General features: G+C 72.0%; 20 protein-coding genes. 14 read left to right on the top strand and 6 right to left on the bottom strand.

Annotated features, from left to right (window positions below):
* Nucleotides 1-1,199: 1,199 nt before the first annotated feature.
* From CEQ11_RS03275 to CEQ11_RS03265, 3 genes are all read right to left on the bottom strand, one after another.
* Nucleotides 1,200-2,350 (bottom strand): IS3-like element ISPfr10 family transposase gene (locus tag CEQ11_RS03275; protein ID WP_088478876.1). Its coding sequence is split into 2 segments (ribosomal slippage): nt 1,200-2,080 and nt 2,080-2,350, totalling 1,152 coding nucleotides; the frame shifts between segments, so codons are not numbered across the junction.
* A gap of 75 nt (nt 2,351-2,425) precedes the next feature.
* Nucleotides 2,426-2,896: an NUDIX hydrolase gene (locus CEQ11_RS03270; RefSeq protein ID WP_088477741.1), complete on the bottom strand. Its 471-nt coding sequence runs from the start codon at nt 2,894-2,896 to the stop codon at nt 2,426-2,428.
* Between the two features lie 422 nt (nt 2,897-3,318).
* Nucleotides 3,319-3,591: an AlpA family transcriptional regulator gene (locus tag CEQ11_RS03265; RefSeq protein ID WP_088477740.1), complete on the bottom strand. Its 273-nt coding sequence runs from the start codon at nt 3,589-3,591 to the stop codon at nt 3,319-3,321.
* 129 nt (nt 3,592-3,720) lie between these two features.
* Here CEQ11_RS03265 and CEQ11_RS03260 point away from each other — a divergent pair, with 129 nt between their 5' ends.
* Nucleotides 3,721-4,902 (top strand): site-specific integrase, encoded by a 1,182-nt coding sequence (locus tag CEQ11_RS03260; protein ID WP_227718712.1) that lies wholly within the window; start codon nt 3,721-3,723, stop codon nt 4,900-4,902.
* A gap of 202 nt (nt 4,903-5,104) precedes the next feature.
* Here CEQ11_RS03260 and CEQ11_RS03255 read toward each other — a convergent pair whose 3' ends face one another.
* Together CEQ11_RS03255 and CEQ11_RS03250 are read right to left on the bottom strand one after the other, a co-directional pair.
* Nucleotides 5,105-6,280, bottom strand: coding sequence for an alpha/beta hydrolase (locus CEQ11_RS03255; protein WP_088477738.1), 1,176 nt, complete (start codon nt 6,278-6,280; stop codon nt 5,105-5,107).
* Between the two features lie 56 nt (nt 6,281-6,336).
* A complete protein-coding gene (locus tag CEQ11_RS03250) occupies nt 6,337-7,101 on the bottom strand; it encodes an enoyl-CoA hydratase/isomerase family protein (protein ID WP_088477737.1) in 765 nt (254 codons plus the stop codon).
* 92 nt (nt 7,102-7,193) lie between these two features.
* On the opposite strand from CEQ11_RS03250, the gene CEQ11_RS03245 reads away from it, so the two are divergent.
* The 9 genes from CEQ11_RS03245 to CEQ11_RS03205 all read left to right on the top strand — a co-directional run bounded on the left by CEQ11_RS03245 (nt 7,194) and on the right by CEQ11_RS03205 (nt 21,702).
* Nucleotides 7,194-7,652: a 23S rRNA (pseudouridine(1915)-N(3))-methyltransferase RlmH gene (locus CEQ11_RS03245; RefSeq protein ID WP_193762976.1), complete on the top strand. Its 459-nt coding sequence runs from the start codon at nt 7,194-7,196 to the stop codon at nt 7,650-7,652.
* Complete coding sequence (locus CEQ11_RS03240; RefSeq protein WP_088477736.1) at nt 7,645-13,044, top strand: DEAD/DEAH box helicase; 5,400 nt, start codon at nt 7,645-7,647, stop codon at nt 13,042-13,044. Before CEQ11_RS03245 ends, CEQ11_RS03240 begins: the two co-directional genes overlap by 8 nt.
* A 294-nt stretch (nt 13,045-13,338) precedes the next feature.
* Nucleotides 13,339-13,884, top strand: a complete 546-nt coding sequence (locus tag CEQ11_RS03235) for a luciferase family protein (protein WP_227718711.1) — start codon at nt 13,339-13,341, stop codon at nt 13,882-13,884.
* Between the two features lie 138 nt (nt 13,885-14,022).
* Entirely contained in the window at nt 14,023-14,460 is a 438-nt protein-coding gene (locus CEQ11_RS03230; protein WP_088477734.1) for a VOC family protein, read from the top strand.
* 93 nt (nt 14,461-14,553) lie between these two features.
* Nucleotides 14,554-15,480 carry a DNA-formamidopyrimidine glycosylase family protein gene (locus tag CEQ11_RS03225; RefSeq protein WP_088477733.1) on the top strand — a complete coding sequence of 309 codons (927 nt, stop codon included), beginning with the start codon at nt 14,554-14,556 and terminating at the stop codon, nt 15,478-15,480.
* 192 nt (nt 15,481-15,672) lie between these two features.
* On the top strand, nt 15,673-16,902 hold the full coding sequence (locus CEQ11_RS03220; RefSeq protein ID WP_088477732.1) for a glucose-1-phosphate adenylyltransferase family protein: 1,230 nt from the start codon (nt 15,673-15,675) through the stop codon (nt 16,900-16,902).
* Nucleotides 16,903-16,925: 23 nt separating this feature from the next.
* Nucleotides 16,926-18,035: a pseudouridine synthase gene (locus CEQ11_RS03215; RefSeq protein ID WP_088478875.1), complete on the top strand. Its 1,110-nt coding sequence runs from the start codon at nt 16,926-16,928 to the stop codon at nt 18,033-18,035.
* On the top strand, nt 18,032-18,628 hold the full coding sequence (locus CEQ11_RS03210) for a DedA family protein (protein ID WP_088477731.1): 597 nt from the start codon (nt 18,032-18,034) through the stop codon (nt 18,626-18,628). The genes CEQ11_RS03215 and CEQ11_RS03210 overlap by 4 nt, the downstream gene beginning before the upstream one ends.
* Before the next feature lie 2 nt (nt 18,629-18,630).
* Complete coding sequence (locus tag CEQ11_RS03205; protein WP_088477730.1) at nt 18,631-21,702, top strand: hypothetical protein; 3,072 nt, start codon at nt 18,631-18,633, stop codon at nt 21,700-21,702.
* Between the two features lie 126 nt (nt 21,703-21,828).
* On the opposite strand, the gene CEQ11_RS03200 is transcribed toward CEQ11_RS03205, so the two are convergent.
* Nucleotides 21,829-22,137, bottom strand: a complete 309-nt coding sequence (locus CEQ11_RS03200) for a hypothetical protein (RefSeq protein WP_088477729.1) — start codon at nt 22,135-22,137, stop codon at nt 21,829-21,831.
* 67 nt (nt 22,138-22,204) lie between these two features.
* Here CEQ11_RS03200 and CEQ11_RS03195 point away from each other — a divergent pair, with 67 nt between their 5' ends.
* From CEQ11_RS03195 to CEQ11_RS03180, 4 genes are all read left to right on the top strand, one after another.
* Complete coding sequence (locus tag CEQ11_RS03195) at nt 22,205-23,317, top strand: oxidoreductase (RefSeq protein WP_088477728.1); 1,113 nt, start codon at nt 22,205-22,207, stop codon at nt 23,315-23,317.
* Nucleotides 23,318-23,450: 133 nt separating this feature from the next.
* Nucleotides 23,451-23,993: an NUDIX hydrolase family protein gene (locus tag CEQ11_RS03190; protein WP_088477727.1), complete on the top strand. Its 543-nt coding sequence runs from the start codon at nt 23,451-23,453 to the stop codon at nt 23,991-23,993.
* Nucleotide 23,994: 1 nt separating this feature from the next.
* Nucleotides 23,995-24,882, top strand: coding sequence for a DUF6707 family protein (locus CEQ11_RS03185; RefSeq protein ID WP_088477726.1), 888 nt, complete (start codon nt 23,995-23,997; stop codon nt 24,880-24,882).
* Between the two features lie 277 nt (nt 24,883-25,159).
* Complete coding sequence (locus tag CEQ11_RS03180) at nt 25,160-26,176, top strand: endonuclease domain-containing protein (protein ID WP_088477725.1); 1,017 nt, start codon at nt 25,160-25,162, stop codon at nt 26,174-26,176.
* The last annotated feature ends 175 nt before the right edge of the window (nt 26,177-26,351 follow it).

Raw genomic sequence — 26,351 nt, 5'->3', positions numbered from 1 at the left:
CAGACGCCAAAGACGTAGATCGTGTACCACTTTGCGTACCACTTTCGCCCTTTGAGGCCCTTCGACCAAACCCCTGGTCAGAGACCATATCGCCGAAACCTGTACCACTTTCGCCCCAGCGCCGGAGCAAAAGTGGTACAGCGAAGTACCTGGTCAGAGGGTGAAAAGAGGCGAATGTACCGGTTGTACCACTTTTTCGCGGAAAGATATACATGCGCGTGCGTGTGTGCGCGTGCGCATGCGCGCGCGTGTACGCTTCCTGGAAAAAAGTGGTACAAGTGGTACATTTGGGGGTGATTCGGCGGATGACCAGGGGAAACGTTGTACCACTTTTATATTTAAGAATCTCTCTCAAAAGATAGGACCTACCTCCTGACCAGGCAAAACGCTGTACCACTTTTTTCAGCAAAAGTGGTACAGAAAGTGGTACAGGAGATAGCGATCTACGCTCTGATCAGGGAAAAGGGCCGCCCGGCACTCTCACAGCCCGCCCCTTCCTGTCCTCTGACCAGGGGTTTCGGTGCCTCACAACCCGCCCTCCGAGCAGCCTCCGACCGTGGCTGTTCTTCACATATCCCCTGATCACGCGGCATTTCGGCCAGAATCACCAGCTTCCACCCGCTGCAGGATGTTGCTTCAGATTTACGCTCTGATCAGGTAAAACGACAAGACATGGTCTCATCACGCCCTTCGGAGCCCACTGCGGCGATACGAAGAAATACCTGATCAGGTAGCCCTTCGGCGAAGATGTACCAGTTGTACCACTTTTCACTGACCATCTGGAACAGTCCGTCTCAGAACAACGGCACCATCCGACCCACTCATGTGACCTGCACCACAGGTCTGACCGGAAAGCACCTCTCACCAGGCATTTCGTCAAAACCCCTGGTCAGAGGTCATGTCCCATGAAAATGCCAGGTCAGGGGCGTGTTTCAGAAAAACCCCTGGTCAGAGGTCATGTTCCATGAAAATACCAGGTCAGGGGCGTGTTTCAGAAAAACCCCTGGTCAGGAGGCCCCCCTCCTCAGCAGGTCGAACATCGTCACCACCGGCCCCCCACCACCTTGCCTGAGCGCGCTGTGAGCGCGCCGGGGGTCGATCCGAGACCTGCTCCGCCATCTGCCGACCCCGACGCACCCGCAGGAGGGTGTCTCACCCAGAGGCAGTTGCTCCGACACCGGGGATCTGGGCCGCCCCCTTCATTCGGTCCGGTCGCTCTGTGAGTCGTCGGTTTCGATTTGATGGGTGCACTGCCGAGCGTACTCGGCCGGGGGTAGGTAGCCGAGCGATGAGTGCCGACGCAGATGGTTGTACTCGGTCTTCCAGTCGCCGATCACGACCTGGGCGTGCAGCAGTGAGTGGAAGCTGTTGATGTTGAGGCACTCGTCGCGGAGGCGGCTGTTGAACGATTCGACGTATCCGTTGTGCCAGGGCGAGCCGGGCGGAATGTAGAACAGGCCGGTGCGGGTACCCGCCCAGTCGGCCATCGCGTCGCTGATGAACTCGGGCCCGTTGTCGCTGCGGAGCACACCCGGTGCACCGCGGACGGCGACGAGCTCTTCGAGGTGGGCGGTGAGCCGGTCGGCGGTGATCGACCGCTCCACGAGCCCGCCGATGCATTCGCGGGTGTGCTCGTCGACGATGGAGCAGATCTTGATCGGGCAGCCCCGCTCGTCGGCGTCGAACTGGAAGTCCACCGCCCATACGAGGTTCGGTGCGACTGCCGCCGGGGCGTCGACGGTCGAGGATCCGACACGCTTGCGGCGTCGCCGCTGCGGGACGCGGAGGCCTTCGGCTCGCCAGAGGCGTTGGATCTTCTTGTGGTTGACCGCCCGGCCCTCACCCCGGGCGTCGTGATACGCCCGCCGGTACCCGTAGCGGGGATGGTCCTTCGCCCAGGCGCGCAGCCAGTCTCGCAACGCGCGATCAGGGTCGGCGACCGTGTCGCCCTTGAGCGGGCGACGGTACGCGGACCTGCTCAGCCCGGCCAGACGGCACGCCATCCGCTCGCTCACCTGCAGTGTCCTGATCAGGTGCGAGACGGCGGCGCGGCGCCTGCCCGGGCCTAGAAGTTTCCCTCGGCCAGCTCCTTGAGCGCAGCCTTCTCCAGCTCCGCTTCGGCCAGCAACCGCTTGAGCGTGGCGTTCTGCTTCTCCAGCTCCCTGAGGCGCTTCGCGTCGTCGGCCTTCAGTCCGCCGTACTGATTACGCCACCGGTAATACGTCTGCTCGGATATCCCAAGCTCCCGACACACCGCGGCGATGTCGCTGCCGTCGGCGAGCATCCTGTCGGCCTGCCCGAGCTTGCGGACGACCTGCTCCGGGGTGTGACGCTTCCTGCTGTTCGACATGATCTGACCAGTCTCCCTGCCCGCAACCACGGGCGACAGGACGACTCCCAGAACCACCGGACCTAAAAAACGGGGTCAGCCCACTTCCTTCTGCTGCTGTGTGGCGGCGTAGCGGGCGACCTCGGCGACATCCTTGCTCAGAGTCAGGCGGGCCTCGTCGACCTCGTCGAGGGGGAACCAGCGTGCTTCGAGGGCGTCGTCGCCAGCGTGGGGTTGCCCCGAGCGCCACTGGCAGAGCACGGCGATAAGCACGTAGTGACTGTCCAACCGTCCAGTCTCGTCTCGGCTGAACGCGTCAACGGAAGTCAAAACACCGGTCGCCTGACCGATGATGCTGGTTTCTTCACCGAGTTCGCGTTCGGCGGCTTTGGTGATCGTTTCTCCGAATTCGATCTTCCCGCCCGGGAATCCCCAGAATCCTGCATCGGGAGGGTTCGCGCGACGCACCAAGAGGACATGGTCATCTTTGATGAGGACGGAAATGACCGCGGCCCTCGGGCGCACCTCGACTGAGGACGTCGCGGGGCCGACAACAGAATGGGACACTGTAACCTCCTAATGGGGAGGCCAGCGAAGGAAAGAAGCCCTGCTAGACCAGTCCCTTCGCCAGCATGATCCGGATCAGGTTCAGTTGAGTCCCTGATAGTGGTGTAACCCTCCCCGGACGAGGTGGAGCAACTCTACCGCTCCACCTACACCCAGATGGAGGAGAACGTGGAGACCCCCCCCCAGGAGAGGGGCCACAGCCTCGGGGGTCCGCCTGTTCAGTCCATGTTCGCAGGCATCCTCCCAACGTGCACAGTGCACGCGCAGGAGGCAGTGACCCAAGGGGTCACCCCCGCGCGCACGATTAGTATCGTCCCTGGTCAGAGCGCACTTCTCGGCCGAAGAGTCGGCATCAGCCGGGGCAACGCCGGAGGCCGGAATCCGGGAATACGGGTTTTCGGAACACTTCGACGTAGGAGCCATCAGAGGCGCTCCTCGGCGGTCCCGGTGAAGCGCTGCGCACGCAGCCAGGCGTCCACGTCCTCGGGGAGGTAGCGGACGATCCTCTCCCCGGTACGGACGTAGGCCGGGCCCGTGCCACGCTCACGCCATGAGGAGAGGGTCCTCTCGGTAACGCCGAGGGCCTGAGCCAGGTCGGCAGGGGCGACGAGCTGGGCGAAGAGGGGCCCGGAAGAAGCCGTCCTGAGACGGTCGAGAAGTGACGGGGACGGAGAAGTGGGGACAGCGGAAGCCATGACTGAACCTCGGGTAAGGAGAGTTCGCCGGTCCGTCGGCTTCTTGGTCGCCGCCGGTGACTTCCGAGTCCGTCTTGCTCGGCTCCCCTTGCGGGGTTCAGCTCACCCTCACGCCGGGTGGCTCGGTCGGTGAGCAACATCTGGCCGCTCGCCTACGACCCAGTATGTCACACTTACCTCACATTTGCACGCACCTCGATCCCCCACGAGGAGGACGGCTTGGGAAGCACCTACTCCTACGAGACCAAGGCAGGGAAGCGCTGGGAAGCCCGTTACCGCAAGCCCGACGGAAAGACAGCCAGGAAGGGCGGGTTCCACACGAAGCGCGAGGCAACCGCCTACCTGGCCACAGTCGAAGTCTCGAAGCTCACCGGCTCCTACGTCGCGCCGTCAGCTGGGGTTGCGACGATCGAAACCCTCGGCACTGACTGGCTGGCCGCACACCAAGCCACCGTGAAGGCCTCGACCTTCCACTCCGACGAGTCGGCGTGGAGAATCCACGTCCAGCCGAAGTGGGGCTCCCGCAAGGTCGGCTCGATCCGACACGGAGAGGTCGTCGCCTGGGTCGCCGAGCTCGCGAAAGCCAAGAGCCCGACGACCGTCACCCGAGCCCACGGAGTCCTGGCGGCGATCCTCGACACCGCCCTCCGAGACCGCCGCATCTCCTCGAACCCTGCCCGCGATGTGAAGCTCCCCCGACGGCAAAGCGCAACGAGGAGCTACCTCACACACGCACAAGTCGAGCTCCTCGCAGAGGGCTCGAAGCACCCCGACTTCGTGCGCTTCCTGGCCTATACAGGGCTCCGCTGGGGCGAGGCCACCGGTCTCCGCGTCCGGCATGTAGACCAGACGAAGCGGCGACTCTTCATCGAGGAGAACGCCGTCGTCGTCAACGGGCACGTGAAGGTCGGGACCCCCAAGACCCACGAGCGACGATCCGTCGTCTACCCGTCCTTCCTTGCGCCGGCCATCGCAGAGGCCGCTGAGGACAAGAAGCCCGGCGACCTCCTCTGGGGCGACGGGACTACACACCTCCGACCGGGCAACGCCAAGAGCGGGTGGTTCGTCGGAGCCGTGCGCAGAGCCCAGGACGCGGACCCCGGCTTCCCTCGGATCACTCCTCACGACCTCCGGCACACGGCGGCGAGCCTCGCCATCAGCGCCGGAGCCAACGTGAAGGCGGTTCAACGCATGCTCGGTCACGCCAGCGCAGCGATGACCTTGGACCGATACAGCGGACTCTTCGCGGACGATCTAGAGACCGTGGCCACGGCGCTCGACGACCAGCGATCCGAGCAGCTCCAGCGGTAACGCAGCAGTAACGGAGTTACTGCGCGACCCTGTGGGACACTGCGTGATCCTTCATCTACCTTCCGCAGAATCACGCCGAATCCTGACACGATCCGCATGACACCCGGGGCTCGATATGGGTTCAAATCCCACCGTCACCGCGCCGACCGAAGGCCCCGCCTCCTCTGGGAGGCGGGGCCTTCGTCATGCCCGGGCCTTCGCCTCAGCGGCTTGGCGACGACGGCCCCACCCGCTGCGGGCCCGTCTGCCCTGGCGCTGCCGCGACCGGCATCTGGACGTCCAGGAAGGCGGCGACCGCGTCCCAGGAGAAGTGCTCCCGCCGCCCGGCCAGCGGCACGCGGTGCTGGTGCACCGTCGAGGTGGTGACGGCGGTGTCCCTGGCCAGGTCCACCACGTGACCGGCGCCGTGGACCTCATAGAAGACGCTGGGCACGTCCGCGCGCACGAGGTCGTCGTAGAGGTCTCGGCTCTGCTGGTGCGGCACCACGGTGTCACGGGTGCCGTGCACGATCAGCGTCGGCGGGGTGCGGGAGCCGATGTAGGTGCGCGGGCTGGCCTCGTGGACGAGCTGCGGGTTCTCCTTCACGGGGACGCCGAGCATGCGGGACTCGAAGCCCTCGGCGTCCGAGTGGCACTCGGTGATGCCGAGCCCCTTGTTGAAGGACTTGCAGGCACCGGGCAGCATCTGGCCGTCCATGGTGAGGAAGTCGATGGGTGCGAAGAAGTTGACCACCGCCTGCACGTCGGACGGGCGGTCCCAGACCCCGCCGACCTGGCCCTCGAAGCGCGGCAGGCCCGCCGTCACGCCGGTCATCATGGCGATCCAGCCGCCGGAGGAGTTGCCGCCCATGGCGATGCGCTCGCGGTCCAGCTTCAGGTCCGCGGCATAGTCCCGCAGCCAGCGGACGGCGGCCTTGGCGTCATGCACGTGGGAGGGGAAGCGGCCCTGCCCGGAGTTGCGGACGGAGAACGCCGCCACCGCGTAGCCGTGCGGGATCAGTGCCTCGGCGATGCGTTCGCCGCCGACGTTGCCGCGGTCCGAGGTCCAGCCGGAGCCGTAGGTCCACATCAGCACGGGGAAGGGCCCCTCGCCGCGCGGGACGTACACGTCCATCACGCCGCCCTGGCCGGCCTGCTGGGCATAGCGGAAGCCGCTGAAGATCGTCATGTCCTCGCGGGAGGCGATCGCGCGTGGGCCGACGCCCACCACCTCCCGCTGGAACCAGCGGTGCACGAGCACACCCACCCAGGCGAGGACGGCGGCCACCACGGCGCCGATCCCCCACCCCAGCACACGGCGGCGGGCGACGTCCCCGCCGGCGGCGCGCCGCCGTCGTCGGGAACCCACGGCACGGCCGTGAGCCCCCGAGGGACCCATGGCCGTGTCCTCTTCCTGCGCAGGCGTCCTGCCCCTGTCCTCCACGGCGGCTCCCCTCAGCGACCGCGTCCGAGGAACGCGGCGACCCGGGCACGGTGCTCCTGCGTCCTCAGCAGCTCCGCCTGGACGCGGCTCTCCGCCGCAAGGGTCTCCTCCACCAGATCCACGGTGCGACGGTTGACGGCCGCCTTCGTCTCGACGAGCGCCTGCCGCGGGGTCTGCGCAAGGCCCTCGGCCCAGGTCACTGCCGTGGCCACGGCGGACCCGTCCGGGACGACCTCCGACACCAGCCCGGCCTGCGCGGCCTCGCCGGCAGACAGTCGACGCTGCCGCAGCATCAGGTCCATGGCCCGGTGACGGCCCAGGCTCTCGGCGAGCGTCTGCACGATGCCTCCGTCCGGCACCAGGCCGACCTTCCCGAAGGGCAGCAGCAGGTACGCGGACTCGCCCGCCACCACCAGGTCGGCGGCCACGGCCAGCGAAGCACCCACACCGGCGGCGGCGCCCTCCACCGCGGCGATGACGGGGACCGGGGCTTCGAGGACCGCGCGGATCATCCCGGCGACCGCCGCCATGACGGTGCCTTCCGGGTCCCGTTCCGCCTCCTCGTCCATCGTGCCGAGGCGGAAACCGGCGCAGAAGGCACGGCCGCCGGCGCCGGTGAGGATCACGGCCCGGACCTGCGGCGAACGGGCCGCGGACCGGACCGCCTCCGCCAGCTCCGCCATGGCGTGGCGGTCCAGGGCGTTGTGCGCCTCGGCCAGGTCGATGGTCACCACGGCGGCCGGGCCGTGCTGCTCGGTGCGGGCGATGCTCTCCATGGCCCCGATTCCACCAGGTGCCGGGCGTCCGTGTCGACGCAGCCCCACGGGGACCTGCCACCCTGTCCGGGGCGGGTGCCATGATGGGACGCATGTCCGTGAAGGTGTTGGCCGTCGGCAAGAAGCACGAGTCCTGGGTGTCCGAGGGGATCACCCGGTATGAGAGGCGTCTGAAGAAGCCCTACGACCTCACGTGGCAGCTGCTGCCCCACTCCTCCCGGCAGGACGAGTCCGCCCGCACCGAGGAGTCCGAGCGCATCCTGGCGAAGATCACCCCGGCCGAGCACGTGGTGCTGCTGGACGAGCGCGGCAAGGGCTTCGACTCCCCCGGCCTGGCCGCGCATCTGCAGCAGCAGTTCGACGCCGGCAGGCCGGTCACTGTGGTCATCGGGGGCGCCTACGGGGTGGACGAGACGGTCCACGCCCGCGCGAACCGCGTGTGGTCCCTGTCCGGCCTGGTCTTTCCCCACCAGCTGGTCCGTCTGATCCTCGCCGAGCAGGTCTACCGCGCCCAGGAGATCTCCGCAGGACGGCCGTACCACCATGTCTGAGCCCCAGGCCGAGGCCGTCCTCGGCCGGTTCACCGCCCACACCCGCACCTGGTTCACCGGCGCCTTCGCCGCCCCCACCGCAGCGCAGCTCGGCGCCTGGGACGCGGTGTCCTCCGGCCGCAACGCCCTGGTGATCGCCCCGACCGGCTCCGGCAAGACCCTCTCCGCCTTCCTCTGGGCCCTGGACGGCTTCCTCCGCGAGCCCGTGGCGGAGGGGGACGCGGCGCCCACCAAGGTCCTCTACGTCTCGCCGCTGAAGGCGCTCGGCGTGGACGTGGAGCGGAATCTGCGCGCCCCGCTGATCGGCATCACGCAGACCGCCCGCAACGCCGGTCAGGAGGTTCCGGACATCCGGGTGGGCGTGCGCTCCGGGGACACCCCGGCCGCCGAGCGGCGACGCCTGGTGCAGGACCCGCCGGAGATCCTCATCACCACCCCGGAGTCGTTGTATCTGATGCTCACCTCGCGTGCCCGCTCGGCGCTGGCGGGGGTGCGCACGGTGATCGTGGACGAGGTCCACGCGGTGGCCGGCACCAAGCGCGGCGCCCACCTGGCCCTGTCCCTCGAGCGCCTGGACGCGATGCTGGACAAGCCCGTCCAGCGCATCGGCCTGTCCGCCACGGTGGAACCGGCCTCCGAGGTCGCCCGGTTCCTCGGCGGCGTCCAGCCGGTGGACGTGGTGCGTCCGGTCTCCGAGAAGCGTTGGGACCTCACCGTGACCGTGCCGGTGCCGGACATGACGGACCTGTCCCTGACGCCGCAGCCGGGCACCGCCCAGGGAGGGGCAGCGGGCGCCCCGGATGCGCTCGGTGGGCAGGCCGGCACCGCCGGAGCGGGTGCCTCCGAGCCCCTCGGCGGCTCGATCTGGCCGCATGTGGAGGAGCGGATCGTGGATCTGGTGTCCCGGCGACGCTCCACCCTGGTCTTCGCGAACTCCCGCCGCCTGGCCGAGCGCCTCACCGGACGGCTCAACGAGATCTGGGAAGCACGCCAGGAGGCGGCGAGGACCCAGGCGGAGGCGGGTGCCGTCGTCGGGGATGAGGGGGACGACGACGGCCCCCCGCCCGGGTCCGCCGACCGGGCCCCCGTCCGCCTCGGGGACGTCCTGAGCGAGGCGACCGGGCTGGGCCCGGCGACCACGAGGCCCGCACCCGCGCAGCTGATGGGCGGCGCCGGCGCGGACGCCGGGACGGTCTCGGACTTCGCCCGTGCGCACCACGGCTCGGTGTCCAAGGAGCAGCGGGCGATCGTGGAAGAGGCGCTGAAGACCGGACGGATCCGGTGCGTGGTGGCCACCAGCTCGCTGGAGCTGGGCATCGACATGGGCGCGGTGGACCAGGTGATCCAGGTGGAGTCGCCGCCGTCCGTGGCCTCTGGGCTGCAGCGCGTGGGCCGTGCCGGACACCAGGTGGGCGAGGTCTCCCGCGGCGTGTTCTTCCCCAAGCACCGCGGGGACCTGGTGGACACCGCGGTGGTGACGGAGCGGATGCGGGCCGGGCAGATCGAGGCGCTGCGGATCCCGGCGAACCCGCTGGACATCCTGGCCCAGCACACCGTGTCCGCCGTGGCGGTGCAGGACCTGGAGGCCGAGGAGTGGTTCGACCTGGTGCGCCGGGCCGCACCGTTCGCCACACTGCCGCACGCGGCGTTCGCCTCCGTGCTGGACCTGCTGGCCGGCAAATACCCCTCGGACGAGTTCGCCGAGCTGCGCCCGCGCATCCTGTGGGACCGGGAGGCCGGCACGCTGACCGCCCGCCCGGGGGCGCAGCGGCTGGCCGTGACCTCCGGCGGCACCATCCCGGACCGCGGCCTGTTCGGGGTGTTCCTGGCCTCGGACGGCGGGGCCGAGTCCGGGGCCCCCGGTGCGGCCGACGGGGACACCGGCGAGTCCGCCTCCGGCCGCGGTGACGCCGGTTCCGCCCGCTCCGGCGGGCGGCGCGTGGGCGAGCTCGACGAGGAGATGGTCTACGAGTCCCGTGTGGGGGACGTGATCCTGCTGGGGGCGACCAGCTGGCGGATCGTGGACATCACCGCGGACCGGGTGCTCGTGCTGCCGGCCTACGGCGAGCCCGGGCGGCTGCCGTTCTGGCGCGGCGACGCCGCCGGGCGTCCGGCCGAGCTCGGCGAGGCGGTGGGCGCCTTCCGCCGTGCCGTGGACGCGGACCCGGAGACCGCCGGGACGCGCCTGGCCGAGGCCGGTCTGGACGACTGGGCGCAGGAGAACCTGCTGACCTACCTGCGTGAGCAGCGCGAGGCCACCGGACAGCTGCCCACGGAGAAGACACTGGTGGTGGAGCGGTTCACGGACGAGCTGGGCGACTGGCGGATCGTGCTCCACTCCCCCTTCGGCATGGCCGTGCACGCCCCCTGGGCGCTGGCGGTGGGCGCACGCCTGCACCAGCGGTTCGGGATCGAGACGAGCTCCGGCGCCGCCATGGCCGCCGACGACGGGATCGTGCTGCGCCTGCCGCTCATGGACGGGGACCCGCCCGGCGCGGAGCTGTTCGAGTTCACCGCCGAGGAGCTGGAGGAGATCGTCACCGCAGAGGTCGGCGGCTCGGCGCTGTTCGCCGCGCGGTTCCGGGAGAACGCCGCCCGCGCCCTGCTGCTGCCGCGCCAGAACCCCGGCAAACGGACCCCGCTGTGGCAGCAGCGGCAGCGGTCCGCGCAGCTGCTGGACGTGGCCCGCAAGCACCCGGACTTCCCGGTGATCCTGGAGACCGTTCGCGAGGTGCTGCAGGACGTCTACGACCTGCCGGCGCTGAAGGACGTGGCCGGTCGGATCGCCGACCGCTCGGTGCGCATGGTGGAGGTGACCACGCCGAGCCCGTCTCCGTTCGCGCAGTCCCTGCTGTTCGGCTACGTGGCGCAGTTCATCTACGAGGGCGACTCGCCCCTGGCCGAGCGGCGGGCCGCCGCCCTGTCCCTGGACCCGGCCCTGCTCAACGAGCTGCTCGGCACCGCCCAGCTGCGCGAGCTGCTGGACGCGGACGTCATCGACGCCGTGGAGCGGGACCTGCAGCGGCTCTCCCCGGACAGGCGCGTGCGCGGGCTCGAGGGCGTGGCGGACCTGCTGCGGCTGGTCGGCCCGCTGAGCCCGGCCGAGGCCGCCGCGCGGCTGCGGCCGGAGGGAGAGGAGCCCGCCCCATCGGAGGGTGAGGGCGCCGCCTCGGCGCCGGAGGAGGGCCACGACGACGGGCGCCCACCCGAGCCCCCCGCCTCGCCGGAGGCGGGGGCCAGGTCGGAGGACGGCCGTGGAGCGGCCTCCCCGGAGACCGCTCTGGCCCACCTGGACGAGCTGACCCGCACCGGGCGCGCGTTCCGGTTCCGGCACGGCGGGGTGGAGCGCTTCGCCGCGGTGGAGGACGCCGCCCGCCTGCGCGACGCCCTGGGCGTGCCCCTGCCGATGGGCGTGCCGGTGGCGTTCCTGGACCCGGTGGAGGACCCGCTCGGGGACCTCGTCTCCCGGTACGCCCGCACGCACGGCCCGTTCACGGCGGAGGAGGCGGCGTTCGCCCTCGGCCTCGGGGCGGCCGTGGTGGTGCCGGTGCTGCAGCGGCTGGCCTCCGAGCGCCGTGTGGCCCAGGGCGCCTTCCGGCCGGAGGGCACCCCCGGGGCCGCCGGCCCGGACGCCGAGTGGTGCGACGCCGAGGTGCTGCGGCGGATCCGCAGGCGTTCCCTCGCCGCGCTGCGCGCCGAGGTCGAGCCGGTGGACCAGGCCGCTTACGCCCGGTTCCTCGCGGACTGGCAGCACCTGCGGGCCAGGCCCGGCCGGGCCGGCACCGCCACCCTCGAGGGCGTGGACGGGGTGGCCGTGGTGCTGGACCAGCTGGCCGGCATGCCCCTGCCGGCGAGCGCCTGGGAGTCCCACGTGCTGCCGGCCCGCGTCCGCGACTACACGCCGAGCATGCTGGACGAGCTGCTCTCCACCGGCGAGTACGTGTGGTCCGGGGTCGGGGAGGCCGCCGGCAACGACGGCTGGGTCGCCCTGCACCCCGCCGACGCCGCGGACCTGACCCTGCGCCTGCCCGAGCCGGAGGACGGGGCCGTGGGCGCAGGCAGGCCCGCGGACAGCTCCGGCGGCGGTGTCCGGTCCACCGGAGAGACGCCTGCGGCAGCGCCCGAGCACACCGCCCTGCAGGCCGCCGTCCTCGAGGTCCTCGCCGGCGGCGGCGCCTGGTTCTTCGGTCCCCTCGTGGAACGCGTGCGGGCCGCCCGCCCGGAGGCCCGCGGCCCCGAGATCCTCGACGCCCTCTGGCAGCTCGTCTGGTCCGGGAAGGTCGGCAACGACACCTTCGCGCCCGTCCGCGGCCTGCTGTCGGCGGGCAAGACGGCGCACCGCACCGGTCGGCAGACGCCCCGGGCCCGCACCGCCCGCCTCGGCGGGGGCCTCGGTCCCACCGGCACGGGCGGCCGCGGGCTGTCCGGACGCCTGGCCGGGGTGCGCGGGCGTGGCCGGTACGCGGGGCTCGCCGGCGTCCGCGGACGGTCCGAGGACCTCTCCCCCGGGCTGGCGGGGATGTCCGCGGCCCAGACCGCGCGGGCGGCCGGCCGCTGGTCCCTGCTCATGGCCCCGGAGCCGGACCCGACCCTGCGCGCCCACGCCACCGCCGAGCTGCTGCTGGACCGCTACGGCGTGATCACCCGCGGCTCCGTAGTGGCCGAGGAGGTCCCCGGCGGTTTCGCCGGCCAGTACCGGCTGCTCACTCGCATGGAGGAGGCCGGGCAGGTGCGGCGCGGCCACTTCGTGGACCGGCTCGGCGGCGCCCAGTTCTCCACCGGCGCGGTGGTGGACCGGCTCCGTCAGTTCCAGAAGGACGGCGACGGCCCCTCCCCCGCGTCGGACAACGTTGCCTCAGGCGAGGTGTCGCAGCTCGGTGACGCCGGTGCCGATACCTGGACAGGCTCCTGGGGTGCGGGCGAGGTGAGCCCGCTGGGACCGTCGCGGGCCGCGGCGGGTGCGGGGCCGTCGTCGGGAAGCGGGCGCAGGACGCAGGAGCGTGGCCCGGCCGCGTGGGCGCTGGCGGCGACCGACCCGGCCAACCCCTACGGTGCGGCCCTGGACTGGCCGGCCGTGCCCGCCGGGCCCGACGGGGTGCCGCCCACGGGGCAGCGGCCGGGACGCAAAGCGGGGGCGATCGTGGTGCTCGTCGAGGGCGCGCTGGCGCTCTACGTGGAGCGCGGAGGGCGCACCCTGCTGGCCTTCACCGAGGAGTGGGCGGCGCTGGCAGCGGCCGCGACGGCGCTCGTGCACGCGCTGCGGCAGGCGAAGACCGAGAAGCTGGCGCTGGAGAAGCTCAACGGCGGCCCCCTGCTGGGGACCCCGCTGGCCGAGGCGATGCTGGCCGCAGGGTTCTACTCGAGCCCGTCGGGGCTGCGCTACCGCGGCTGAGGCACGGTGCGGCAGAGCCGTGCGGCTGATCCAGCAACCGACGCGGCACCACCGATTCAGCACCCCTCCCGTTTCGCTAGCGAAAACGCGGGGAGGGTGGAATCGAGGCGGAACCACCGTTTCAGCGCCTTTGATCCGAAAATCACCCCGCCTCGCGCGCACTTTTTCCGATCGAAGGCGCTGTTTTCCTTGCACCCGCGGATCCGGAGCATTCGTTCCAATCCGGAGCACGCCTCGCGTGCTTCAGATTGGAACGAGGGGGTGTGGGGAGAGCCGGTCCGGCAGACTTTCCCCATGCCCGACACGTCTTCCGCACACCCGTCATCACTGCACACGTCCTCCCCTCCGCCCGGTGACCATCCGGCCCCGGCCCTGCCCGGCACACGTCTCACCACACCCCGTCCCGGCGAGCGCCCCACCACGTCGACCGAGGGACCGCACCGCCAACTGGACCAGAAGGCCCCGCCGCAGATGTGGGGGCTACTCGTCGCGAAGACGTTCGCACTGCCGGGCGTGGAGGAGTTCTTCAGCCAGGTCTCGCCGGCCACCTCGCGCGGCGTGTTCCTCACCGGCCAGGACGCCGAGCGCATCCCCGAGACAAACCTCGCTCCTGGCCGTCGCCTCGAGCCCGTCCACCTCCACGGCGTGGAGGACACGTCCGTGCATCTGGTCTTGCCGGCGGAGCGCGGCCGGGAGCTGGCCGACCTCGGTTGGGCTGAGCCGCACGGCTACGCCGAGTTCGGCACCGAGTGGATGGTCTACGGACCCCGCGACGAACAGGAGGTCGACCTGGTGCTGTCCGTGATCGAGGAGTCGATCGCGTTCGCGCGAGGCGAGTGACCGTCGTCGGGAAGCCTCGGGGCCGGGCTGGACCGGTTGCGTGCGCACTACTTCCACGTATTCCGCGATCTACTTGGCAGTAGTGCGCACGCAACGACGGGCTACCCGGCCGCCGCACGCGCCGACTACCCTCGCCCCATGACCGAGCAGACCCCCGCCACCGCGCCGTCCGCCACCCCGTTCCTCATGTTCCAGGGCGAGGCCGGCGCCGCCATGGACCTCTACCTCGCCGTGTTCGGCCCGCACGTGCCGGCGTCCGAACTGCGGCGAGACCTCTTCGACGGCTCCACCCCGCGCGGTGAGGAGTGGGCCGGCAAGGTCTCCCACGGCGAGATCGAGGTGGCCGGGCAACGCCTGCGGTTCTTCGACTCCTTCACCGAGCACGCCTTCGGGTTCACCCCGGCGGTGTCCCTGTTCGTGGAGCTGGAGTCTCCGGAGGCGGTCGACGCCCTCGCCGAGGCGCTCACAGCCGACTGCGGCCAGGACTACATGCCCGCCGGGGACTACGGCTTCTCCCGCCGCTTCGCCTGGGTCGGCGACCGGTTCGGCATGACCTGGCAGCTCAACGCGGCCTGACGCCCAGGCTCCCCACCCTCGATCCGAAACAGAGCGCTCCTGGCAGGCTCTGGATCGGAACGAGGGGTTCATCGCAGCGGTAGCCTCGGCCCCATGCCCGAAGGCGATTCCCTCTTCCGCCTGGCGCACCGGCTGCGGCCGCTGCTGGCCGGCCGCGCGCTCACCCGCGCCGAGCTGCGCGTGCCCGCCCACGCCACCGCGGACCTGACCGGGTGGGCGGTCACCGCCGTGGAGCCCCGCGCGAAGTACCTGCTGATCCGCCTCACCCCGCCGGCCGACCGCGCCGCCGAGGCCGCCGAGCCGCTCACCCTCCTGAGCCACCTGAAGATGGAGGGCCGCTGGATCGCCACCGCCCTGACCGACCGCTGGCCCGCTCCCGGCTGGCAGATCCGCGCACTCCTGGAGACGGCCGAGCACCGGTTCGTCGGGGCCCAGCTGGGCCTGCTGGAGCTGATCCGCACCGCAGACGAGCAGCAGCGCCTCGGCTTCCTCGGCCCGGACCTGCTGGATCCGGCCTGGGACGTCCCACCCGGCCCGGACGGCCTGCGCCCCGCCGACCGTCTGCTCACCGAGTCCGTCGCCCGCCTCACCGCGGACCCCGCCCGGCCCGTGGGGCTGGCGCTGCTGGACCAGCGCCTGGTCTCCGGCATCGGCAACATCTACCGGTGCGAGTCGCTGCTGCTGGCCGGGATCGACCCGCACCGCCCGATCGGCGAGGTCCAGGACGTGGCGGGGCTGATCGAACTGAACCGCAGACTGCTGCAGGCGAACTGCCCGCCGTACGCACCGTCGTCGTCACGCCCTCGGCGGACCACCGGGGTCAGGCCGAACCCGGCCGCCCCCTTCGGAGTGGAGGTGCTCCTGGGCTCCCCGCCAGCGCCGCGCACCCCCGACTACTGGGTGTACGGGCGGCAGCGGCAGGGATGCCTGCGCTGCCACGGGCCGGTCACCCGGGAGGAGTTCGGGTCCCCGGAGGACGACTCCCGCCGCCTGTTCTGGTGCCGCACCTGCCAGCGGTGAGAGGTCCACGGACGCCGGTCCGGCCGGGCCCCGCCGTCCCCGCCCACGGACCTTCTGCCCCGCGTTCGATATGCCGGGGCTGTGTGTCGGACAGGCGGGAGACCCCTCTCATTTACGTGTCATCCGCGGGCTCCTAGTGTTCACCTCGCGCATGGGAAAGGCCCATGACCGGAAGAACCCACGGAGGCCACCATGGCAGACCCGTTCCCGCAGGACCCGTTGACCACCACGGTGGCCCTCGTGCTGGCTGGAGGCAAGGGCAGCCGCCTGGCTCCGCTGACGGATGCCCGCGCCAAGCCCGCCGTGCCCGTGGCCGGCCAGTACCGGCTGATCGACGTGGTGATGTCCAACCTGGCCCACTCCGGGATCCGGGACGTGTGGGTGGTGGAGCAGTACCGCCCGTTCACCCTGAACCAGCACCTGGCCATGGGCCGCCCCTGGGACCTGGACGGCACCCGCCACGGCCTGCGCCTGATGCCTCCGGCCGAGGGCCGGGACGAGGAAGGCTTCGCCGCGGGCAACGGCCACGCCCTGCACCAGCAGCTCGCCGCGGTGAAGGCCTTCGGCGCAGACACCGTCATGGTGCTCTCCGCCGACCACCTCTTCCAGATCGACCTGCGCCCGGCCCTGGCGGCCCACCATGAGCGCGGCTCCGAGCTGACCGTCATCACCACCGAGACGGACGAGGACCCCTCGCGCTTCGGCGTGGTCCAGGTCGACGCCGACCACCGCGTCACCGACTACGACTACAAGCCCCGCCACCCGAAGGGCAGGCTCGTGGCCACCGAGGCGTTCATCATGGACGTCCACGCCCTGGACGAGGTCCTGGACGCGCTCATCGCCGAGGCCCGGGAGCAGGCGGCCGCCGGCGAGGGGGCCGAGAACGAGGACGCTCCGGAGGGCAGCGCACTCGGCGACTACGGCGAGTCGATCGTCCCGGCCCTGGTGGCCCGCGGCAGGACCCACGAATACCGCCACGAGGGCTACTGGCGGGACATCGGCACCCTGGACGCCTACTACAAGGCACACATGGAGATCCTCGCTGGCAACGGCTTAGACCTGGACCGCCCCGGCTGGCCGTTGCTGACCAACCACCGCCCCGTGCCGCCGGCGCGCATCCACCCCGGTGCCGAGGTCTCCGGATCCCTGGTGTGCTCCGGCGCCGTGGTCCACGGGACGGTCACCGAGTCGGTCCTCGGCCCGGGCGTGGTGGTGGAGCCCGGCGCCACCGTGCACCGCTCCATCCTGCTCGGGGACGCCGTGGTGCCCGCGGGCGCCCACCTGGATGCGGTGATCGCCGACGTGGCCGCCCACATCCCCGCCGGCCGCACCGGCGAGAGCAAGCCGGGCCCGGGCAACATCACCGTGCTCACCTCGAGCACCCGCTGCGCCGACTCGGACGACGAGACCACCGGCCACTGAGCCCGTCTGGGAGGATGGACACCGTGCCCCTTCCCTCTCCGCTGCCCGTCCGCCAGGGCGTCAACGCCACGCGCCTGCGCCTGCCCATGACGGGCCCGGAGGCCGCCGGCACCGTGCAGGAGCATCTGGTCTCCCGCTTCGGCCACGTGGACCCGGACGGCATCCGCGGCCGCTTCGCCCGCGGCGAGGTGGTGGCCGCGGACGGCACCGCGCTGACCGCCGCCACGCCCCTCGGCGTCCACGAGTTCATCTGGTACTACCGGGACCTGCCGCAGGAGGACCCGCTGCCGGTGCAGCACCGGCTCCTGCACCGGGACGAACACCTCGTGGTGATCGACAAGCCGCACTTCCTGCCCACCACCCCCGGCGGCCGGTTCATCCAGGAGACCGCCCTGGTGCGCCTGCGCAACGAGCTCGGCCTGGACGACCTGGTCCCCCTGCACCGCCTGGACCGCGCCACCGCCGGCGTGGTCATGTTCTCCGCGAACCCCGCCACCCGCGGCGCCTACCACCTGCTCTTCGAGCGCCGCCGCGCCCGCAAGGTCTACGAGGCCGTCTCCGCACTGCCGCCCGGCACCCTGGACCGCCTTCCCGACGGCGGCCCCCTCCCCTCGGCCTCGACCCTCGCCTCTGGGGCGACCGCACCGCGGCAGGACGGCGTCGGCGCCCCCGTGCTGGACCGGTTCCCCCTGACCGTCCGCTCCCGCATCCGCAAAGACAAGGGCATCCTGCGCTCCGTGGTGGAGGACGTCCCCGTCTCTGCCTCCGGCCGGGCTGCCGGTGCCGAGGTGAGGACGAAGAAGTCGAACCTCTCCCATGCCGGCGCCAACGCGGAGACCCACGTGGAGCTGCTGGCCACGGGCCGCTCGGCCGGGACGCTGGCCGGCGCCGAGGTGGCGCACTTCCGTCTGCATCCGCGCACGGGCCGCACCCACCAGCTGCGCATCCACCTGGCCGCCCTGGGCCTGGGCATCGCGTTCGACCCCTTCTACCCGGACCTGCTGGACGCCGCGCCGGACGACGTCGCCCGACCGCTGCAGCTGCTGGCCCGCGAACTGCGCTTCACGGACCCGGTGACCGGCCGGGACCGTGTCTTCACCTCCGAGTTCGAGCTGCAGGAGCGTCCCGCGTGAGCGCGCAGGAGCTGCTCGACGCCCTCGGCTGGTGGTTCCACCCGGTGACCGCCCTGCTGGTCGCCGTGGACGCCCCCTTCCCTCCGACGCCCTCGGAGCTGTTCGTCATCGGCTCCGGCGCCCTGGCCTCGGCCGGTTCCCTGTCCCCGGTGCTCTCGGTGCTGGCGGCCTGGCTGGGGTGCTGGGCCGGCGACCTCGGCCTCTACGCCCTGTTCCGCTACCGCCTGACGGACCTGCTGGACCGCTGGCGCTGGGGACGTGCCGTGCACGAGGGCATCCGCCGACTCCTGGTGAAGGCCGGTCCGGAGACCTCACTGACCGGGCTGTTCGTGCTCCGCTTCGTCTCCGGCGGCCGCACCGCCTCGGTGGCCGCGGCCGGCATCGGCGGCATCCGCTGGCGCGTGTTCCTGTGGTTCTCGGGTCTCGGTGCGTTGGTCTGGTCGGTCTACATGGTGGGCCTGGGCTGGATCACCGGCACGGCGACGGGTCTGCCGTGGTGGGCGTCGGCGCTGGTCGGCATGCTGTTGGGTACCCTTGCTGGAGTACTGATCGCAGGGATCGTGGCGCTCCGCCGCAGGTCCAGGAAGGGGTGAGCGTGGACCCGAACCACCAGTCCGAGTCCTCTGCCGCCCTGGAGCGCCTGCGCGCCCGCCGCCGCACCTCGTCGCGCCCCGCGGCAGAGAGCGCCCCGCAGGAGTCCTCCGAGGCCTCCCCGGAGTCCGCTCCGCATCGTCTTCCCGACGACGGCTCCGTCGCCTCGTCCGCGTCCGTCGCCTCGTCCGCGTCCGTCGCCGACGACGCCCCGCGCCCGCAGGACGGTCAGGACCTGGACAGCCCGGACGAGGGGACGCCGGCGCCTCAGCAGCCGCGCCGCGCCCGTCCCCGTCGGGCCCTGGCGGCCCCCGGAGGCCTCTCCCGGAAAGAGCTCAGGCAGCACCGCCGGTACCTCTCCGGCGAGGTGACGCCCACGGACACCACGGCGACGAAGGCCCGCCGCGAGCGCCGCCGTCGGGACGTCTCGGACGTCCTCGACTCCCTCGGCAGTCCGCGCCTGCACCGCCTGGCGAAGCCTCTGGACGCCGCCGCGGCGCGCCTGTTCCCGGCCGTCCAGGACCCGGAGAAGACCAAGGCCGCCGAGGCCCGGCGTCGTGCTGCCGCCGAGAAGGCCGAGGCCCAGGGCGCCGCCCGCCGGGAGCAGGCGCGTGCCGCCGCAGCGCGCCGGGCCGGAGAGCTCGCCACCGTCGAGGAGGCGGCCGAACGCCGGGCCCTCCAGGAGCGCCACCGCCGTGAGACCGAGGCGGAGGCCCTGCGTGCGGCGGAGGAGCGCCGCCTGGAGGAGCGCCGGGCCGCGGACGACGAGCGGCACGCCCAGCTGATGGAGCAGACCCGCCAGCGCGCGCTGGACATCGAGCGGCTGCGCCAGGCCGCGCTCGAGCGGCAGCGCCAGGCGGAGATCGACGCGGTCCTTGCCGAGAGCACGCCGCGGCCCGAGCGTGAGCCCCGCGAGCGCCGGGGCCTGTCCGAGGTGCTCGACTCCCTGGGCAGCCCGACTCTGCCGATCGAGCGGTTCACCGCGCCGCTGGCCGCGCCGGTCAGCCGCCTGATCCCGCAGGGGACCGACCCGGAAAAGCTCGCCCAGGCCGAGCAGAAGCGCCGTGCGGCCGAGGAGAGGCGCCACCAGGAGGCCGCGCGTCGGCGTGCCGACGCCGCAGAGACCGCACGCCGCCGCGCGGAGGAGTGGACCCGCCTCGAGGCCGCCGCACGTGCCCGGGAGGACGAGGAGGAGGCGAACCGCCTTGCCGCCCTGCGCGAGCGCCAGACCGCCTCCGAGCAGCGCCGCCAGGCCCGTTGGGAGGCCGAGCAGGCCCGCCGTGCCGCGGAGCAGCAGTCGGTCCAGACCGAGGCCGAGGCCCGCGCCTCCGCGATCGAGGACGCCCGCCGGCGTCAGGCCGAGACGGAGGCCGCAGCCGCTCTCGCCGCCGCGCAGGAGGAGGAGCGCCGCCGCCGGGCCTCCCAGGAGTGGCTCGAGGAGGCCGCCCGCCGGCGCCGTGCCGCCGCCGTGGCCGAGCAGCGCAAGGCCGAGCTCAAGCGCCGCCGAGAGGCGGAGGCAGAGCGTCGCAAGCGCGCCAAGAAGGACCAGAAGGCGGCCGCCGCCGCGGAGGCCGAGCGCCGCAAGAAGGAGGAGGCGGCCCGCCGCGAGCGCGAGGCCGCCGCAGCCGCCGAGCGAGCCCGCATCCAGGCCGAGCGCCGCGCCCGCGAAGAGGAGTGGGAGCGTGAGCGGGACAGAAGACGTGAGGCCGAGGAGGCCGAGCGCCGCCGTCTCGCCGCGGAGGAGGCCGAGCGCCGCCGCAAGGAGCGCGAGGCCGCGGCCCGTGCGGCCGCCGAGGCGCTGGCCGCGGAGAGGGCCCGCGCCCGCCGCTGGGCGGGCGCCTACGCCGCCGTGTCCCTGGCCCGCGCCCGCGGCTGGGAGGACCGGCTGATCGCCGAGGAGGCCCGCTTCGAGGCCGAGGAGGCCGAGCGTCTCCGCCTGCACCAGGAGCGCGAGACCCGCGCCCTGCATCTCGCCGCGCACCGGCTGGACGGTTCCCTGTCCGTCCCCGGCCCGGCGGCGCGTCCGATGCTCGCGGACGTGGGCGAGCGCGTCTCGGACGACGAGCTCGTCGAGCGCGCGATGGCCGTGCTGCCCGAGTGGCGCCGCCGCGACCGGCTGGCCAACAAGGCCCGTGCCGTCGAGGCCGCCTCCGCCCGACGTCCGGACCCCGAGCAGGACGGCGAGCGTGCCCCCTACATCGCGCCGTACAACCTGCCGGTGCGGGAGCCGAAGGGCCGCGCCCATGGCGGGGACCGCGCCCGCCAGCTGTTCGTGACCGCGGCAGCGTCCGTGTTCATGCTGGCCGGGGCCTGGGGCATCGGGCTGCTCGGCCGGCTCGGCATCGATCTGCCCGGCTCCGGCGGCTACCTGACCGCCCATGACGGCCTGTACAGCATGCGCACCACCGTGCTCTCCCCGCTGTTCCTCCACGTGCTGACGTGGCCGCTGCTGTTCGCGCTGGTCGGCCTGTACGCCCTGCACCAGTGGGGCCCACGTCAGGGCTACGCCGCCCGCCAGCGCGGCACCGGCTGGCTCGTGGGCTTCGCTCTGTTGTGCCTGGCCGCATGGTTCCCCCTGACCGTCCTGATGCCCGCCGGCGTCTCCGTGGTGGCCTGGTTCGGCGCCCTCGTCTTCGTGGCCGCCGCACTGCGCGGGTGCAACCTCGCCACCGCCCGCACCGCAGGGGAGCGGTTCTTCACGGACGGCACCGTGGGAGCCCTGGCCGGCTTCCTGGTGGGGTACGCCCCCACCATGGTCGCCCTGTCCCTGCACGCCTGGGGCGTGTTCGTCCCCGGCATCCCACCGTCGGTGTGGGGCCTGGCGGGCCTGCTGGTGGCCGTGGCCGCCGCGCTGCGCCTGGCGCTGACCGAGCGTGGCCGCATGTCCGTGGCCCTGCTGTTCGCCGCCTCCATGGGGTGGCTGGCGATACCCCGGCTGCTCCCGGCACCCCTGGGCGCCCAGCAGACCGAGCTGATCGGCCTGCCCGCGATCTTCGCGGCGTTCCTGGTGATCATGGCCGCCGGCGCCCGCCGCTACCGCATCACCCAGGCCGAGAAGGAACTGCGCCGCCGCTGACGGCTCGGCGCCCTGACGCCGCAGGCCTCCTCCACGGAGGCGGCCGTATGACGACGGCGGCCGGCCGTCCGAGGCGGGCGGCCGTCGTCGGGAAGCAGGCGTCAGCCCACCGGTATGAAGCGGGCGTCAGCCCACCGGAATCCAGCGCCCGCCGTCCCGGCGGAGCACATCCAGCCGGCCCGTGACGGCCACCTCTGCGACCGCCTCCGCCATGGTCGCGGCTGCCTGGCGGGCCTCGGCGTCCTCATCGTGCGGAGTAGAGGCCGGCACGGTGATCCGCAGGACGATGCGCGGCACCCGGGACACCACCTCGATGTCCTTCGCCGCCACCTGGTGCGTGGCGGACAGCGCCGCCTCCGCGACGTCCATGACCTCTTCGGGCCGGTGGCCGGGCAGGAGGTCCCCGATCTGCAGGCGACAGCGGTAGGAGGGCATGACACCAGGGTAGGCGGGCAGCGAACAGCCTCCCGGCACACATCCGCCCCGCCGTAGTGTGAGTCCCATGACCGCTGAGGACACCGTCGCCCCGCCCGCCCTGTTCGAGCCGATCGAGATCAACGGGGTGCGCCTGCGCAACCGCCTGATCCTGCCGCCGATGTGCCAGTACTCCTGTGAGGCCCGCGACGGCGTCCCCCACGGCTGGCAGTTCCAGCACCTCGCCGCACGGGCGGCCGGCGGCTTCGGCATGGTGGTGGCCGAGGCGACCGCCGTGACCCCGGAGGGCCGCATCTCCCCGTGGGACACAGGCCTCTGGAACGACGAGCAGGCCCAGGCCTGGGCCCCGATCTGTGACGAGGTCGCCGAGCTCGGCGCCGTGCCGGCCGTCCAGCTCGGCCACGCCGGGGCGAAGGCCTCCACCGTCCCCATGCACCCGGGCGTCCCGGCCGGACAGCCGATCCTCGAGGGCCCCGACTCCTGGGAGACCCTCTCCCCCTCCGGTGTGCCCACGAATTCGATGGAGATCCGCACCCACGCGATGCAGGTGGACGAGATCCGCGAGACCGTCCAGGCCTTCGCCGACGCCGCCGAGCGCGCCGACCGCGCCGGGTTCGGTGCCGTGCAGCTGCATGCCGCCCACGGCTACCTGATCCACCAGTTCCTCTCCCCGCTGACCAACACCCGCACCGACGAGTACGGCGGTGACTACGAGGGCCGCACCCGCTTCCTCAAGGAGATCGTGGCCGCCGTGCGCGAGGTCTGGCCGGCGGACAAGATCCTCGGCATCCGCATCTCCGGGTCGGACTGGCGCGAGGACGGCTGGAGCATCGAGGAGACCGTCCGCCTCGCCCAGGAGCTGCAGGGGCAGGTCCACTGGTTCGACCTGTCCTCGGCCGGCATCGGCGACACCTACGAGGGCCCCAAGGGACCCGGCTACCAGGTGCCGCTGGCCACGGCCGTGAAGGAGGGTACCGAGGGGATCGTCGTCTCCGCCGTCGGCTCGCTCACCGGTGCGCAGGAGGTGGCGGACGTGGTGGCCACCGGCCGAGCGGACGCCGTCTGCGTGGGGCGCGCCGCCCTGGCGAATCCGAACTGGCCGACCGCCGCCGCCCTCGAGCTGGACGTCCCCACGGAGCAGGTGCCGATGGCCCGGCAGTACTTCCGCGCCAAGTGGTGAGCCGCGACGGAGGCGACCTCCCCGCCGGACTGGGGCAGCGTCGTCGGGAAGCGCCTGTGGAGGACGGTTCGCCGGACGCGGATTCGGATACTGCGGAGGTGACCGTGTCCCGCGGTTCGGGTAGAACAGTGGCATGAGCACCGTGCGCACCCCTGACCCGAATCCGGGCTGGCTGAACGAGGAGGACCTGTACGAGGCCCGCCGTCGCCTGCCCATGGTCTACGTCGAGGCCATCCCGGTGCGCGTGGACGCCCTCGGCTACGTCACGGAGATCGGCCTGCTGTACGTGGCCGATGAGACCGGACAGTTCGAGCGCACGTTCGTCTCCGGCCGGGTCATGTACCGGGAGACCGTGCGCGGCGCCCTGATGCGCCACCTGGAGAAGGACCTCGGCCCCATGGCACTGCCGCAGCTGCCGCCGTCCCTGCAGCCGTGCGCCGTGGCCGAATACTTCCCCGCCCCGTCCGAGACCGGCCTGACGGACGACCGCCAGCACGCCGTCTCCCTGGTGTACGTGGTGCCCGTGACCGGTGAGTGCGACCCCCGGCAGGACGCGCTCGAACTGACCTGGCTCACGCCGGGGGAGGCGCTCAGCGACGAGATCCAGTCCGAGTTCATCGGCGGCCGCGGGAACCTGGTCCGCCAGGCGCTCGCCTACGTGGGATGGGGCCGCTGACATGGCCACCACCTCCGGCGCCTATCTGCGTCATCTCAAGGCCCAGGACGTCAGCCCTGGCGACATGTTCCTCACCCGCCGCGGGCAGACCGCGCCGCCCGTGGCGTCCCTGCGCACCATGCGGGACGACTTCGGCACCCCGGCGCTGGTGGTGGCCACGCTCGAGGGCGGCCGCGAGGTGAAGATCGCCTACGGTTCCGTCATCCGCGTGCGCACCGACCGCGCGGACCAGCAGCCGCAGCTGGACACCAGCTTCTCCGCCACGGACGCGGGGACGCCGGAGGCCCGGATCGTCGGGGTGGGCCAGCGCCACCTGGACGACGTGGAGCTCACCGCCACCTGCGCCCGGTTGTCCCACGGGCTGAACCTGCGCTCCGGCGCGCACCTCGAGGACGTCCTCGGCGTGGCCGAGCGCCTCTACCTGCTGCACGAGGACAACGAGGGCGCCCTGCAGGCCCTCGGTCTGCTGACCAACCTGCCCTGGGACGGCGCCGTGGGCCGCTGGAAGTCCATCCAGGCAGGTCTGGGCCTGGCCTCCCAGATCCTGCGTGAGGAGGGCGACCACATCACCGCCGCCAACCTCGGCAAGCGTCTGCTCGAGGCCGACGAGGTCCCCAACGAGCCCGGCCGCGCGGCCAAGGTCCTCGAGGTCCGGCAGCGCCAGCTCAACGAGCCCCAGCTCTACGACCGTGAGATCGCCCGCGCCCTGCAGACGAACGACCCGGCCGCCGAGTTGAAGTGGCGTCGTGCCCGCTGGACCACCCTGCTCTACCTGCGTGCCCGTGGCGGCTCCGAGACGCTGACCGAGACGGACCTGCAGTCGCGCATCGCCCGCGAGGTCGGCACCGTGCGTGAGCTCGCCAGGGCCGCCGAGCGCCGGAAGGGCTGAGCTCGAGGCGGGCCGGAGGACTCGCCTCCGGACGCCCTGCCCGCCTACTGGTGAGGCGGGACGGCCTACTCGCTTACTGGTGAGGACACACCGGCTCGCCCCCGACTTCGACGTCGAGTAACGGCGTGTCCTCACCAGTTGGCCGTGCGTCGGAGGTCACGGTCCGGCATGACGCGGCTGTGCGGGGAGGACGTTGTCGCACCGCGCGCCAGCAGGCGTTGTCCACAGATTCCTCGCGCCGCCTCCACGACGGCGGACCAACCGGCAGGGTGGGGCCATGCCCACACCGCCGCGCCCGCTGCCTCCGCACCTGGACGGAGCCGTCTTCACCCTGGACGAGCTCGCGGACGTCTTCGGTGACCGCGCCCGACACAGGGTGCGGGCATCGGACATCGAGCGACTCGGTCGGGCCCTGTACCGACACCGACCGGACGGTTCGGGCACCCGTGACCTCACCGGAGATGGCGCCGCTCACGACCCGCTCGCGGCAGAACGCACGACCGGCCCCGTACTCCCCTGGGACCGAGATGTCGCCGCGGCCCTGCAACGAGATCGCCTCGACGTGGTGGTCACGGACCTATCCGCCGCTCAGCTGCATGGGCTGCCCCTGCCACGGTGGGCCGAGCAGTCGACGGACCTGCACCTCACGACGTCGCTGGCGCATCGGGTCGATCGGCCCGGAGTGGTCACCCGCCGCCGCAAGGTGGACCCCTCCCACCTCGTGATCCGGCACGGCCTGCGTTGCACCTCCGCCATCCGCACGCTGTGGGGCCTCTGCGTTCCGACGTCGGGCCTGTCCCTGGAAGACCTGGTGGTGATCGCCGACTCTCTCATGCCGCAGGAGTGGGTCGAAGGGTTCGGCCTTGCTGAGGTCCGGGTCGAAAGGCGTGACCTGACCGCGGTGTTGGAGCAGATCGGTCGCTTCCGCGGAATCCGTCGGGCCCGGGAGGTGGTGGAGCTGATGCGTGAGGCCGTCGGCTCACCCCAGAAGACGCGGACCAGACTCGCACTGGTGGACGCGGGACTCCCGGCGCCGGAGGTGGCGGTCGTGCTCAAGGACGACCACGGCCGCGCCGGACCGACCGTGGACCTGGCCTACCGGCGGTGGAAGATCGTCATCCAGTACGACGGCAAGCACCACCGCACGAAGGAACAGCAGGAGCGCGACGTCGCTCGGGACCGCTGGTGCGAGCTCCATGGCCGGCGGGTGGTGAAGGTGACGGCGGCCGACCTGAGGAACGGGCTCGAGAACGTCCTCCCCGTGATCCGGGCACGCGTCGCCGAGATGTCCTGAGCGGCCTCGGACCTGGCTTCGTCGGCCGACCCGTTGCCTAGTGGTGAGGACACACCGTCATCCTCCCCGTCAGCACCGCACGAGAGGGTGAGTCCTCACCAGTTGGGGAGCCCAGCGGGTGAGTCCTCACCAGTTGGGGAGCCCAGTGGGTGAGTCCTCACCGGTTGGCGAGAGG

The sequence above is a fragment of the Micrococcus sp. FDAARGOS_333 genome (assembly GCF_002206575.2).
Taxonomy (GTDB): Bacteria; Actinomycetota; Actinomycetes; order Actinomycetales; family Micrococcaceae; genus Micrococcus; species Micrococcus lylae.
This window is presented reverse-complemented; position numbering and strand designations above follow the sequence as displayed.